Annotated in this window: 15 protein-coding genes and 1 riboswitch; of the genes, 14 read left to right on the top strand and 1 reads right to left on the bottom strand. The window is 60.0% G+C overall.

The window, feature by feature from the left end:
• Positions 1-2: 2 nt before the first annotated feature.
• From HNR59_RS15515 to HNR59_RS15500, 4 genes are all read left to right on the top strand, one after another.
• Positions 3-623 (top strand): ribonuclease D, encoded by a 621-nt coding sequence (locus HNR59_RS15515; RefSeq protein WP_183831928.1) that lies wholly within the window; start codon positions 3-5, stop codon positions 621-623.
• A gap of 98 nt (positions 624-721) precedes the next feature.
• Positions 722-952: a hypothetical protein gene (locus HNR59_RS15510; RefSeq protein ID WP_183831927.1), complete on the top strand. Its 231-nt coding sequence runs from the start codon at positions 722-724 to the stop codon at positions 950-952.
• Between the two features lie 146 nt (positions 953-1,098).
• Entirely contained in the window at positions 1,099-1,353 is a 255-nt protein-coding gene (locus HNR59_RS15505) for a GlsB/YeaQ/YmgE family stress response membrane protein (protein WP_183831926.1), read from the top strand.
• A 21-nt stretch (positions 1,354-1,374) separates the two neighbouring features.
• Positions 1,375-1,521: a hypothetical protein gene (locus HNR59_RS15500; protein WP_183831925.1), complete on the top strand. Its 147-nt coding sequence runs from the start codon at positions 1,375-1,377 to the stop codon at positions 1,519-1,521.
• An 85-nt stretch (positions 1,522-1,606) separates the two neighbouring features.
• Here the strand turns inward: HNR59_RS15500 and HNR59_RS15495 are convergent, their stop codons facing one another.
• Complete coding sequence (locus HNR59_RS15495; RefSeq protein WP_183831924.1) at positions 1,607-1,909, bottom strand: DUF982 domain-containing protein; 303 nt, start codon at positions 1,907-1,909, stop codon at positions 1,607-1,609.
• A gap of 289 nt (positions 1,910-2,198) precedes the next feature.
• Here HNR59_RS15495 and HNR59_RS15490 point away from each other — a divergent pair, with 289 nt between their 5' ends.
• From HNR59_RS15490 to HNR59_RS15445, 10 genes are all read left to right on the top strand, one after another.
• Positions 2,199-2,648 (top strand): universal stress protein, encoded by a 450-nt coding sequence (locus HNR59_RS15490; protein ID WP_183831923.1) that lies wholly within the window; start codon positions 2,199-2,201, stop codon positions 2,646-2,648.
• A gap of 160 nt (positions 2,649-2,808) precedes the next feature.
• Positions 2,809-3,339, top strand: a complete 531-nt coding sequence (locus tag HNR59_RS15485) for a hypothetical protein (protein WP_183831922.1) — start codon at positions 2,809-2,811, stop codon at positions 3,337-3,339.
• Between the two features lie 257 nt (positions 3,340-3,596).
• Positions 3,597-3,830 carry an HP1242/YdcH family protein gene (locus HNR59_RS15480; protein ID WP_183831921.1) on the top strand — a complete coding sequence of 78 codons (234 nt, stop codon included), beginning with the start codon at positions 3,597-3,599 and terminating at the stop codon, positions 3,828-3,830.
• Between the two features lie 268 nt (positions 3,831-4,098).
• Complete coding sequence (locus HNR59_RS15475) at positions 4,099-4,845, top strand: outer membrane protein (RefSeq protein ID WP_183831920.1); 747 nt, start codon at positions 4,099-4,101, stop codon at positions 4,843-4,845.
• Between the two features lie 249 nt (positions 4,846-5,094).
• Positions 5,095-5,309: riboswitch (cobalamin riboswitch) on the top strand.
• A gap of 98 nt (positions 5,310-5,407) precedes the next feature.
• Positions 5,408-6,457 (top strand): DUF1852 domain-containing protein, encoded by a 1,050-nt coding sequence (locus HNR59_RS15470; RefSeq protein WP_183831919.1) that lies wholly within the window; start codon positions 5,408-5,410, stop codon positions 6,455-6,457.
• Between the two features lie 27 nt (positions 6,458-6,484).
• A complete protein-coding gene (locus HNR59_RS15465) occupies positions 6,485-7,513 on the top strand; it encodes a methionine synthase (RefSeq protein ID WP_183831918.1) in 1,029 nt (342 codons plus the stop codon).
• A 412-nt stretch (positions 7,514-7,925) separates the two neighbouring features.
• Positions 7,926-10,232, top strand: coding sequence for a transglycosylase domain-containing protein (locus HNR59_RS15460; RefSeq protein WP_183831917.1), 2,307 nt, complete (start codon positions 7,926-7,928; stop codon positions 10,230-10,232).
• Between the two features lie 101 nt (positions 10,233-10,333).
• Positions 10,334-11,083 carry an SDR family NAD(P)-dependent oxidoreductase gene (locus tag HNR59_RS15455; RefSeq protein WP_183831916.1) on the top strand — a complete coding sequence of 250 codons (750 nt, stop codon included), beginning with the start codon at positions 10,334-10,336 and terminating at the stop codon, positions 11,081-11,083.
• A gap of 170 nt (positions 11,084-11,253) precedes the next feature.
• Positions 11,254-12,696 carry a siroheme synthase CysG gene (gene cysG / locus HNR59_RS15450; protein ID WP_183831915.1) on the top strand — a complete coding sequence of 481 codons (1,443 nt, stop codon included), beginning with the start codon at positions 11,254-11,256 and terminating at the stop codon, positions 12,694-12,696.
• Complete coding sequence (locus tag HNR59_RS15445; RefSeq protein WP_183831914.1) at positions 12,693-12,992, top strand: DUF2849 domain-containing protein; 300 nt, start codon at positions 12,693-12,695, stop codon at positions 12,990-12,992. The genes cysG and HNR59_RS15445 overlap by 4 nt, the downstream gene beginning before the upstream one ends.
• Positions 12,993-13,001 lie beyond the last annotated feature (9 nt).

Below are 13,001 nucleotides of genomic sequence, written 5' to 3'. Positions count from 1 at the left end.
GCATGAGCACGATCCGTTTCCACAAGGGCGATCTGCCCGATCTCGCCCACTATGATGTCGATGCGGTGGCCATCGACACCGAGACGCTCGGCCTCAATCCTCACCGCGACCGTTTGTGCGTGGTGCAGATTTCGCCCGGCGACGGCACGGCCGACGTGATCCAGATAGCGGCGGGCCAGAAGGAGGCGCCGAACCTCGTCAGTCTGCTTGCCAACCCGAAGGTGACGAAGCTGTTTCACTTCGGGCGCTTCGACATCGCGGTGCTGTACAATGCCTTCGGTGTCATGGCCGAGCCGGTGTTCTGCACCAAGATCGCCTCGCGGCTGACCCGCACCTACACCGATCGTCACGGGCTGAAGGATATCTGCAACGAATTGCTGGGCGTGAGCATCTCCAAGCAGCAGCAATCCTCCGACTGGGCGGCGGAAACGCTGTCGCCCGAGCAGCTTGAATATGCCGCTTCGGACGTTCTCTATCTTCACCGTCTGCGCGACGTTCTCGCCGGCCGGCTGAAGCGCGATGGCAGGGTGGAGGAAGCCGAAGCCTGCTTCCACTTCCTGCCGACACGCTCGAAGCTCGATCTGATGGGCTGGGAAGAAACGGATATCTTCGCGCATAGCTGACAAAGAAGCTGAGAACCGGTTCGTACCGGAACTGTCCGGTGGCGCAGCGCGTTGCAGCTTTGCCACCGGACAGGCATTCAGGCAGAGAGGAAGACCACATGGCAGAGCGTGAACCCATCGCCAGCGCCCCTAAGGACGGATCGCGCGTAACCGTTTACTGGACCGACAGCGACGGCGTCATGAACGAATCCCTTGCCCGCTGGGATGCTGAGGACCAGGCATGGTGGGCCTATACGGATTCAAAGACACAAAAGAAGGTCGAACCGGCCAGCTGGCGTCCGGAAAATTCGGATGATGAAAATTCTGATGAAGCTGGCGACGAAGAATAGCAGCGCCAAGGCTTGACGCCTGTCCGCCCCGCCCAATGTAACGGGGTGGCGGTGGTGTGCTTATTCTCATACCCTGCATTTGTTGAAACCCGGGTTGATTCGGGGCACAGCGCTCCGCCTCGGCCATTTCTAATGGAGGGAACGTCGTGGGTCCGGAAGGTCTTATTGTCTTTCTTATCGTAGGTGCGATCGCAGGCTGGCTCGCGGGACTGATCGTCAAAGGGTACGGCTTCGGCCTGCTTGGTAACATCGTGGTCGGTATCGTCGGCGCGTTCATCGCCGGCTGGCTCTTGCCGAAGGTTGGCATCGTTATCGGCGGCGGTGTCATCGCCAACATCATCAATGCGCTGATCGGCGCAATAATCCTGCTGTTGCTGATCCGTGTTGTGAAGTCGGCCTGAAACTGACCGGAAAGCGTGTCCATGAACAGAAGCAACCTCTACCTCCTCATCGGCGCGCTGGTCGTCGTCGTGATCGGTCTCAGCATCTATGTCTATCGGGAGGAAACGAAACCTGCCGGCGTCGAACTCAGGATCGATGAGGGCGGCGTTTCCATCGAGCAGAACTGATGAACATGCGCCGCCCCGCGATCGTGAAGATCACGGGGCGGCTTTTTTTCTGATCCTTCGGGCGGAAGGCTCCGCGTTGAGCGGCTCACGTTGTCGGGCGATGCAGCGTCGAACGCGTGGTCGCAACCATCGGCGCCGGGCCGCTGTCGACCAGCAATCCGGTGATGCGCGCGAAACCGGCGAATGATTTTCGGGCTTCTTCCGCGCTCATCTGGGCGGCCATTGCCGCTGCGCAACAATTCAGAGCGCAACGGTAGACAGGGCCACGCCGGCCTATCGGCCATTCACGCAGAAAAACGAGCGCATCGGTCACATTTTCGATGGTGTGAACGGGCTGGCCACGCCCCAATGAGACGCGGACAGGCGAAAAGAACTGCAGGCGATCCATCGGCAACCTCCCTCGACATCAAACACTGGTGGAGAATCGATGGTTAACGCCGCAGATCGGCCGTGGTTCCCGCAAACGGATGCCTGTAACCGAAAGTGATCGGGATGGCGCAGCATCGCCTTGGGCGCGGCAGCTTGTCTGGCCATTTGGCTCATGCCCGAAACTTGACCTGCATCAAGGCCGTGCGGTTCCGCATGATATGAACTGCCATCATTATCCGTTCGGTCTGTGCACTTGCGAGCCTTATGCGGCTCTGGTTTTCTGACAGGACACAACAAGAGGTTTAGCCATGTACACCCACATCCTCATCGCCACCGACGGATCGGAACTTGCCCAGAAGGGCATCGATCATGGATTGTCGCTGGCCAAGGCCTTGTCCGCCAAGGTCACGTTCGTGATGGTTACGGAGCCTTTCCCCGTCGCTGCCGGCGCGACAGCCTCGGGCTGGGTTGCCGGTCCGAATGATATTTCCCGTTACGAGGAAGGCCAGAAGGACTTCGCCGGCGGCATTCTGGAAAAGGCGCGCGCGGCGGCGGAAAAGATGGGTATCAAGGCCGATGTCGAGCATCTGGCGGACCGCTGGCCCGCCGATGCAATCATCGAGATTGCCGAGGAAAAAGACGCCAATCTGATTGTCATGGCCTCGCACGGCCGCCGCGGCCTCGGCCGCCTGCTGCTGGGCAGCCAGACGGTGGAAGTGCTGACCCACTCCAAGGTGCCGGTCCTGGTCGTTCGCTGATTCACTTCGGGGAGCGGGAAGGCGCTTTCAGCCGCCCTTCATTTCCTCTGGTATCGTTTCCGCTGGCGGGTAACCGCCGGCGGAAGGCGACGCCTCATCTGCCGACGGTCTTGTCGATCGGTTGCCGTTTTCGCTATAGGCGAAGCATGGAGGCCCGATCATGCATATACTGGTAGCCGTTATCGGCATATTCGCGGCTGCGGCATTCTGGTGGTATCGGCTCAAATATATGAGCGACGCCGCCAATGAGGTGGCGGATGCCGTCGGCAAGGTGCGCGGCAACATGCGGCGCAACAAGCTGCGCAAGAAGGCCGCCATCGCACCGGTCGCAGTCATCGATCACCCTGTGACGGCTGCCGCCACCGTGGTCATGGCGATAGCGGCGGAAGACCGGCCGGTGACAGATATCATCGAGACACGCGTGCGCGAGCAGATCGCCCTGATAGCCGGAAGCGACAAGCAACTCGACGAAGCGATCGCCTATGCGAAATGGGCCAGCGATCAGGTTGCCGACGTGCCGACGGTCATCGACAAGACGGCCGAATTCCTGAAGCCTCTTCTCGACGAGACCGAGAAGGAGCAATTGCTCTCAATGGTTTTTGCCGCGACGCGGGAAGCCGAGCGCCATGCCATGTTCAGGGAGCGGACCGGGCGTCTGCGCCGCAAGCTGGGGCTCGAAACCGTTCACTGACGCGGCGTTTACCTGTAAGCAGTAACCCGATGCTGCGGGCTGCTGTTGCGTCGAAGGTGGCGTTTTTTTGAAACCATCGACGGGCAAGGCAAACTCTCAGCCCGGAATTCTGCCGGTATCGTTGACTGGCCTGCCCCGCACGGCGAAGGCTGTGACCTGCGACACGATGTTCCGCTGGGTCAGCCATTTGTTTGACATTGATCAACCGGGCCGACGCCCTACCTTCTATGTTTGGGAAGCAAACCACAGGAGGCGACATGTCAAACACCCCGCATACCCTCGGCGAAGAATTCCCCGGCAAGCTCGATGCAATTCATGCTCTCAAGGCGCAGGATCCGGAGTTCGCCCGTGTCCTCGAAGAGTATGACGACGTCAACGATCAGATACACAGGTCCGAGACGCGTATCGACACGATCAGCGACGATGCCGAAACGGAACTGCGCCGCCGCCGCCTTGCTCTCAAGGACAAAATTGCCTCCGCGCTGAGCTGATAGTAAATCAGCGCAAATTATGTTCGGTGTAGCGGTGACTTAAGCATAATCCTTACCTATCGTAAGGTTATATCCGATGCCACTCAGATATTTTTCTCCTCTGAGTGGCTTCATTTCATTTTGTGTATGTTTAATTTATTATTAACTATTCAAATATCTGTATTTTATGGAATTTTGATCTTCGTAACGAAATGTGTCTTTTATGTTACAGACATTTTACGACGACGATCGTAAGTTAATTTCACGATTTCAACTAAGAGGTTTTGTCATGAGAAAAGTTCTCTCTCTTGCTGCTGTTGCAGTCATTCTTGCTTCGGGTGGCGCTTATGCTGCTGATGCGATTGTTTACAGCGAGCCTGCCCCGGTGGCCCCGGCGTCCTTCTATAGCTGGACCGGCGGTTATGTCGGCTTCAACCTTGGCTATGGCGGTGGCAAGGCAAAGCATCCGTTCAGCGTCACCGACACCACGGGTACGCTGGCCAGCGGTTCGCTGAATATGAACTCCAGCGGTTTCCTTGGCGGCGTTCAGGCGGGCTGGAACTTCCAGGCCGATCAGATCGTCTATGGTGTGGAGGCTGATTTTCAGGGTGGAAACGTCAAGGGCGAAACCAATATCTCCGCCAATGTGCTTGGCGCTGGCACTCTTGATGCTGCCATCGGCACGAAGCTGAACTGGTACGGCACGGTCCGCGCCCGTCTCGGCTATACGGCGACCGACCGCTTCCTCGTCTACGCCACGGGTGGTCTCGCCTATGGCGAAACCAAGAGCTATGCCAAGGGCGATCTGGGCGGTACCGCCTTCAACGAAAGCGTGAAGAAGACGAAGACCGGCTGGACTGTGGGTGCGGGTGCGGAATATGCCGTGACCGACAACTGGACCGTGAAGTCGGAATATCTCTACACCGATCTCGGCAAGGCGAATGTGTTCTCGGACACCATCGGTGGTGCTGATGTCAACATTGACCGGAAGTTCAACTTCCATACGGTCCGGGTTGGCTTCAACTACAAGTTCTGATCTGGTTTCTCTCTGGAGCGTTTCCAGGAAAAGTGGAGATACTTTTCCGGTTCGGAAATGCGCCAAAACAAAGACTTAGAGCCGTTCAATGATTCCGTGAAACACTGAACGGCTCTGAAATCGAAGCCCCGGCAATCAGCCGGGGCTTTTTTTGTTCAGATGCCGGCACTGAAGAACCTGATATTGGCATTTGCGACTTAAAGATATAAACATTCCTTTATATCCTATTGACTTCGGACTGCAATTGCAGGAAGGTGCGCGTGCCTAGGTTCTCCGGTCGTTGCGTGCAACGCGCCGGGGCTAAGAGGGAAGCCGGTGCCTCGTCTTTTCGGGAAAGCCGGAGCTGCCCCCGCAACTGTAAGCGGCGAGCTGATGTCCAGCATGTCACTGGGGTGAAACCCCGGGAAGACGGGCAGCAGCGCCGACCCGCGAGCCAGGAGACCTGCCTTGGCGAAATAACGTCCACGGGCGGGGTGTCCCGGTGTGCCGTAGCGGAGACCGCGTCGCGGTCGATCCTGCTATGTGTCCGCTGACCCATGCCCCCAACTTATTGGGGTAAGTCATGTCTCAAACCGCAATTTCCGATGCTTCCCCGGGAGCGCCGCCTGTCGATCGCCGACCGGCCGCGAGGAATAACGATTTCACGTTTCGCCTTAAGAGCGTTCGTTTCGATGAGGATTATCGTCCCGCGGACAGCACGCGTATCACGACCAATTTCGCCAATCTGGCCCGGGGCGAGAACCGTCAGGAAAACCTGCGCAATGCCCTGAGGATGATTGACAACAGGTTCAACGCACTGGCGCATTGGGACAACCCCAAAGCTGATCGTTATTCTGTCGAGCTTGAGATCATTTCGGCTGAGATGACCATTGGCGATGAAGGCGACAGCGATGCCTTCCCGCTTATTGAAATATTGAAAACGATTATCGTTGATCACAAGACCAATGAGCGCATCGAGGGCATTGTAGGGAATAATTTTTCCTCTTACGTGCGCGACTATGACTTCAGCGTGCTGCTGCCGGCGCATAACAAGGATCGGGCTGAATTCAGCATTCCCGATGATTTCGGTGATCTTCATGGAAAATTGTTCAGGTGCTTCCTGAACTCAAATGCCTATAAAGAGCATTTCAACAAGCCTCCGGTCATTTGCCTGAGCGCGTCAAGCAGCAAGACATACCGCCGGACAGAAAACCGTCATCCTGTATTGGGCGTTGAGTATCAGCAGGGCGAGCTATCTTCGACCGATCTGTATTTCAAGAAGATGGGGTTGAAGGTTCGCTATTTCATGCCTCCGAACAGCGTTGCGCCGTTGGCCTTCTATTTTGTCGGCGACCTGCTCGGTGACTACACCAATCTGGAGCTGATCAGCACCATCAGCACGATGGAGACTTTCCAGAAGATTTACCGGCCCGAGATCTACAACGCCAATTCTGCTGCGGGGGCACACTATCAGCCAAGCCTGAAGCATCAGGACTATTCACTGACCCGGATTGTCTACGATCGCGAAGAACGCAGCCGGCTGGCCATCGAGCAGGGAAAATTTGCCGAAGAGCACTTCATCAAACCATACAGGGCCATTCTTCAGCAGTGGTCCGCCAACTACGCTCTTTGATTGAACGGAAACAAAAGGTCATCTGTCTTGAAAACGCTTTTGCCTACATCAACAGCCGGCAGCCTGCCAAAACCCTCCTGGCTTGCGGAACCTGAGAAGCTCTGGTCGCCATGGAAGCTGCAGGACGAGGAACTGGCCGAGGGCAAACGGGACGCTCTGCGCTTGTCTCTGGACGATCAGCGACAGGCGGGCATCGACATCGTCAGCGACGGCGAGCAAACGCGCCAGCATTTTGTCACGACGTTTATCGAAAACCTCAACGGTGTCGATTTCGAGAAGCGTGAGACGGTCCGAATTCGCAATCGCTATGATGCGAGTGTGCCGACGGTGGTCGGCGATGTTTCCCGCCAAAAGCCGGTTTTTGTCGAAGATGCCAAATTTCTGCGTCGGCAGACCACGCAGCCCATCAAATGGGCTCTGCCCGGTCCGATGACCATGATCGATACGCTCTATGATGCCCACTATAAGAGTCGCGAGAAACTGGCCTGGGAGTTCGCCAAAGCCCTCAATGAGGAAGCCAGGGAACTGGAGGCTGCCGGCGTCGATATCATCCAGTTCGACGAGCCCGCATTCAACGTCTTCTTTGATGAGGTGAATGACTGGGGGGTGGCGACCCTCGAAAAGGCAATGGAAGGGCTCAACTGCGAAACTGCGGTGCACATCTGTTATGGCTACGGCATCAAGGCCAATACAGACTGGAAAACGACGTTGGGATCGGAGTGGAGGCAGTACGAAGAATCTTTCCCCAAACTCCAGAAATCCAGCGTCGATCTGATCTCGCTCGAATGCCACAACTCGCATGTTCCAATCGACCTGATTGAACTCATTCGAGGTAAGAAGGTGATGGTGGGTGCCATTGACGTGGCGACGAATACCATCGAGACGCCGGAAGAAGTCGCCAGCACTCTGCGAAAGGCTCTGCAGTTCGTTGATGCCGACAAACTCTATCCCTGCACGAACTGCGGCATGGCGCCGTTGTCTCGTCAGGTCGCGACAGGCAAGCTGAAAGCTTTGAGCGCAGGCGCGGAAATCGTCCGCAGAGAACTTTCGGCTTAGAGCATATCTGCTTTTCCCTGAACCGCAGAAATGCTCTATCTCTTTGTTTTGGAAGCATTTATGCGATGCCAGATGTTTCCATCTGGCTGCAAAAATGCTCTGGAGCCTTTCCCGGATCGGTCTGGCCGTTTTGTCTAAATGGTCATTCCGATCCTGCGCTTGAGGGTCCGGTGGGTGAGGGCTGCTCCTCCCGCACCGGATTTCTTCCTCCGGCCGTAATGCGGTAGATTGCGTGACGCCGATCGAAAGAACCGTTTCGCTGACTGAACCATTGTGAACAGAGCGGCAACGGATGAAAGCCAAGCATTTGAATATGCTGCACATTGGTTTTCCCGGAATTAACCCGCCCTTAAATTGCCTTAACTAACCTTCACCTCATCGCCATTGGCTGGGGGAAGGTACGGCATCGCGCATGGCGAACCGCAGGAACAGACGCATCGAACCAAGCTTCGGGGAACCGGCGCGCGACGCTTCCGTTGCGGGTTTCTCCCTGCGTGAAGAGGACCGGGTCGTGCCTGCCGGCCGCAAGCCGCGTTCTCGTAAGGCGGACAGGGCGGAAAAGCCACGGCGTTCCGCAAAGGCGCGCTCCGCGCGCGGCGGGCGGGGCAGGCGCCGCGGCCTGTTCGGCCTCTTCATGCGCATGGTGTACTGGTGCTTCGTGCTGGCGATCTGGGCCGGCATCGCCGCTGCCGGCATGGTCGTTTACTATGGCGCCAAGATGCCGGCCGCCACCACATGGTCGATCCCCGACAGGGCGCCCAACATCAAGATCGTGTCGGTCGACGGACGGCTGATCGCCAACCGCGGCATGAGTGGCGGCGAGGCGGTGCACCTTTCGGAAATGTCGGCCTATATCCCGAAGGCGGTCATCGCCATCGAGGACCGCCGTTTCTATTCGCATTTCGGCATCGATCCGCTGGGTCTCGGCCGTGCGATGGTCACCAACCTGATGCATGGGCGGCTCTCGCAGGGTGGCTCGACGCTGACCCAGCAGCTGGCCAAGAACCTGTTCCTCAAGCCCGACCGTACGCTGGAGCGCAAGGTTCAGGAGGTGCTGCTGGCGCTGTGGCTGGAACACAAGCACACCAAGGACGAAATTCTGGCCATGTATCTGAACCGGGTCTATTTCGGTTCGGGAGCTTATGGCGTCGAGGCCGCATCGCGGCGCTATTTCGGCAAGAGCGCGCGCGACGTGACCCTGTCGGAAGCCGCTTTGCTGGCGGGGCTGCTCAAGGCGCCGTCACGGCTGTCTCCGGCGCGCGACCCGAAGGCTGCGGAAGCGCGCTCGCAACTCGTGCTGGCCGCGATGCAGGATGAAGGGCTGGTCAGTTCCCGCGAGATGACCCATGCCATGAGCGCGCCCGCTGCGCGCGTGCCGTCCTACTGGACGGGTTCAGAGAACTACGTTGCCGACACGATCATGGAGGAACTGCCCGACCTGATCGGCGAGGTGGAGGGCGACATCATCGTCGACACCACCATCGATCTCGATCTTCAGAAGCTTGCCGAGCGTTCCATCCGCCGGCTGATCGACGAGAACGGCAGGAAGCTCGACGTCAGCCAGGGCGCGCTCGTTTCCATCGACAATTCCGGCGCGGTGCGCGCCATGGTTGGCGGTTACGATTATTCGACCAGCCAGTTCGACCGTGCATCCGGCGCTAAACGCCAGCCCGGTTCGGCTTTCAAGCCGTTCGTCTATGCCGCTGCACTGGAAGCAGGGCGCACGCCAGATAGCGTGCGCAACGATGCGCCGATCCAGATCGGCAAGTGGAAGCCGGTGAATTACGGCGGCAAGTATTATGGCAAGGTCACGCTGTCGACCGCGCTCGCCAAATCGCTGAACTCGGTTGCCGCCCAGCTTGCCATGGAAGTAGGCCCGCAGGCGATCATCGAGATCGCCAATCGCATGGGCGTGCAGTCTGATCTTCAGAAAAACGTTTCCATCGCGCTCGGCACATCGGAAGTGACGCCGCTGGAACTGACCGCTGCCTATGTGCCTTTCGCCAATGGCGGCTATCGCCCGCAGGTGCATTTCGTGAAGCGCGTGACCAATGCCAAAGGCAAGGTGCTGTATGAATTCACCGGAGGTTCCGCACCGCGCGTGCTGAAGCCTGAGATCGTCGGCATGATGAATTCGATGATGGCGGGCGCGGTGGAGGTCGGCACGGCGCGCAAGGCGGCCTTCGCATGGCCGGCGGCCGGCAAGACCGGAACCAGCCAGAATTCGCGCGACGCATGGTTCGTGGGCTACACGGCCAATCTCACCACCGGCGTGTGGTTCGGCAATGACGATGCGCGGCCTATGAAGAACGTCACCGGCGGCGCGCTTCCGGCGCAGGCATGGCACGAATTCATGGTGGCCGCGCATGAGGGCGTACCGGTGGCGCGCCTGCCGGGCGGCTGGCAGCGCGCGCCCGTTGCCCCCGCCATTCCGGAGATTGCCATCGGCGAGCCGGCTGAAACGGTATCGGCACCTGCACCTGTCAGCGTGCGCCCGGCAGAGCCGGTCCAGCGCGCGGCCCCGGTTCCGCCCGCAGCGGTCGCGCGGCCCTCCGTTCCTGTCGCCGGTGGCGGCAATGGTGGCGGAAACGCGCATCCTGCCATGCCATCTGATCGCGCACCGACGGCCTCGATCCGGCGTCCGGTCCCGCCGGGCGAGGTCGGGGCGCCGATGAAGAAGGGCACGACGTCGATCCTCGATATTCTGACCGGCGGCTGATATTTCGCCGTTCCGTACAAGAGTTGTCTCTCGTGTGGCTCTCGCCAGAACCTTCGCGTTCGGCTAGATGTCTGTTCATACATCAACGGGTCGGTTTCGTCGTGACGCATACAGACAGCAGGAAGACCATCGTTCTGACCGGGGCCAGCCGTGGCATCGGCCATGCGACGGTGAAGCGTTTTTCCATGGAAGGGTGGCGCGTCATCACCTGCTCGCGGCAGGCTTTCGCGGAGAATTGCCCATGGCCGGCCGGGCCGGAAGACCATATCAAGGTCGATCTGGCCGATCCCGAGGATGTCGGCATCGCGGTGGCGGAAATCCGTCACAGGCTGGAAGCGAATGGCGGCCAGCTCAATGCGCTGGTCAACAATGCCGGTATTTCGCCCAAGATGCCGAAGAACCAGCGCATGGATTCGCTCGACACGCCCATGCATGTGTGGCGCGACGTGTTTCAGGTGAATTTCTTTGCGCCGATCATGCTGGCGCGCGGCTTGTTCAAGGAACTCGCCGCCGCCAGGGGCTCGGTGGTCAATGTCACCTCCATTGCCGGTACGCGCGTGCATCCTTTCGCCGGCACGGCCTATGCCACGTCGAAGGCGGCGCTGGGCTCGCTGACGCGCGAGATGGCGCATGACTTCGGGCCACACGGCATTCGGGTCAACGCCATCGCGCCGGGCGAGATCGACACGGCAATCCTGTCGCCGGGCACCGAGAAGATCGTCGAGACCATTCCGCTGCGGCGCCTGGGCACCACGGCGGAAGTGGCGGATATCATCTACTTCCTGTGCTCGGGCCAGTCGTCCTATGTGACGGGCTCCGAAATCCACATCAATGGCGGCCAGCACGTCTGAGCCCAGCTCGCGGCAAAGCGTGCCGCGGTTGCCGTTGCTGGAATGATTTTCTTTTCAGACGCGTTTCGGGGCAAAAAACATTGCCTGCCGCAAAGGCAGGCGCGAGCCCGTTCCTTCGCTCCAAACCCCTGTCAGGCTAGAAATACCAGCCTGTACAGGGTTTTACCGCGATGCCGCACGATTTTCCCAAGCTGAACGCTTTTCCCGTCTTCATGAAGGTCGAAGGCGAGGTCGTTGTCATCGTCGGAGATGGCGAGGAAGCGCTTGCCAAGGCAAGGCTGCTCGGCCAGTCATCCGCTGCTTTGCGGATCGTCGCACCCGACGCATCCCAGGATTTGCTGGACTGGATTTCCGCCAATCACGCGGCCCACATTTCGCACGTATACGCGCGCGCACACCTCGCGGGGGCGACGCTCGTCTTCGCGGCCAGCGGCGACGAGGAGCTTGACCGCCGGGTGGTGGAAGACGCCCGCGCCCTCGGCATCAGCGTCAATGCTGTCGACCGGCCGGAACTGTGCGACTTCTTCACCCCGGCGCTGGTCAACCGCGCGCCGGTCGCCATTGCCATCGGCACTGAAGGAGCGGGGCCGGTTCTCGCCCAGATGATCCGCGCGCGCATCGACCGCATGCTTTCGCCGTCGCTCGGTACGCTCGCCTCGCTGGCGGTCGGTTTCCGCGACGCGGCCGAGCGGCTGCTGCCCAAAGGCTTGCCGCGCCGCCGTTTCTGGCGCGAGTTCTTTGAAGGGGCGCCCGCACGCGCCGTGGCGGGCGGCGATGTTTCCCGCGCCCATGCGGCGGCATCCGCCATGCTTGGCAATCCGGAGCGCAATTTCGGCCATGTCGCGCTGGTGGGCGCCGGTCCCGGCGCGGAAGACCTGCTGACGCTCAGGGCCCAGCGCCTTCTGATGGAGGCCGACGTGATCCTGCATGACGCGCTGGTTCCCGAGGCCGTAGTGGCCATGGGCCGTCGCGACGCCGAGCGTATCGCGGTCGGCAAGCGCAAGGGCTGCCACTCGAAGAGCCAGTCCGAGATCAACGCGCTTTTGGTGGAGCTTGGCCGGGAAGGCAAGCGGGTGGTGCGCCTGAAAAGCGGCGACCCGCTGGTGTTCGGCAGGGCTGGGGAGGAAATGGCTGCGCTGCGCGAGGCCGGCATTTCCTATGAGGTTGTGCCGGGTGTGACCGCGGCCTTCGCCGCTGCCGCCGATTTTGAACTGCCGCTGACGCTGCGCGGCGTCACCTCGTCCATGGTGTTTACCACCGGCCACGATCTCAAGGGCGGATCGCTGCCGGACTGGGCGAAGCTCGCTATCTCGGGCGCCACGGTTGCCGTCTATATGGGTCGCTCGGTTGCGGCGGAAGTTGCGGGACGGCTGATCGCGGCCGGCCTTTCGCCGGATACGGCGGTCGCCGTGGTCGAGAATGCCAGCCTGCAGGGTTGCCGACGTTTCCACGGAACGCTGGCCGATCTGCCTGCGCTGGAAGAGCGCCACGACCTGACCGGCCCGGTGATGACCATCATCGGAGACGCGGTGGCGGGGGCCGACTTCAGCCGTTCGCAGGCGCTTGCTGCCGTTCCGTCCCGCCAGCGCGTTTCGGAGGAGGCCGCACCATGAAGATTCTGACCGCAAACCGGCTGAGCGACGGCGAGGTCGTCTGGTATGCGCATGGCCGATGGGTCGAGACCATTGCTGAGGCCGAAATCGCCGGGGACAAGGAAGCCGAAGCCGCGCTGGAAAGTGCCGGCGCGCAGGGCCTTGCAGGCAATCTCGTGGTCGATGTCAATCTGATCGACGTGGAAATCGTCTATGGCACCGTCCGCCCCCTCAGGCTGCGCGAGCGTATCCGCGCCGCCGGTCCCACAACCCGCAACGATCTGGGCAAGCAGGCCCGTACGCAGCACGCGGCGTAAGCCGGAGGA

Source organism: Aquamicrobium lusatiense, from assembly GCF_014201615.1.
GTDB classification, from domain to species: domain Bacteria; phylum Pseudomonadota; class Alphaproteobacteria; order Rhizobiales; family Rhizobiaceae; genus Mesorhizobium; species Mesorhizobium lusatiense.
The sequence above is the reverse complement of the archived record's forward strand: the minus strand, read 5'-3'. Positions and strand labels throughout refer to the sequence as shown.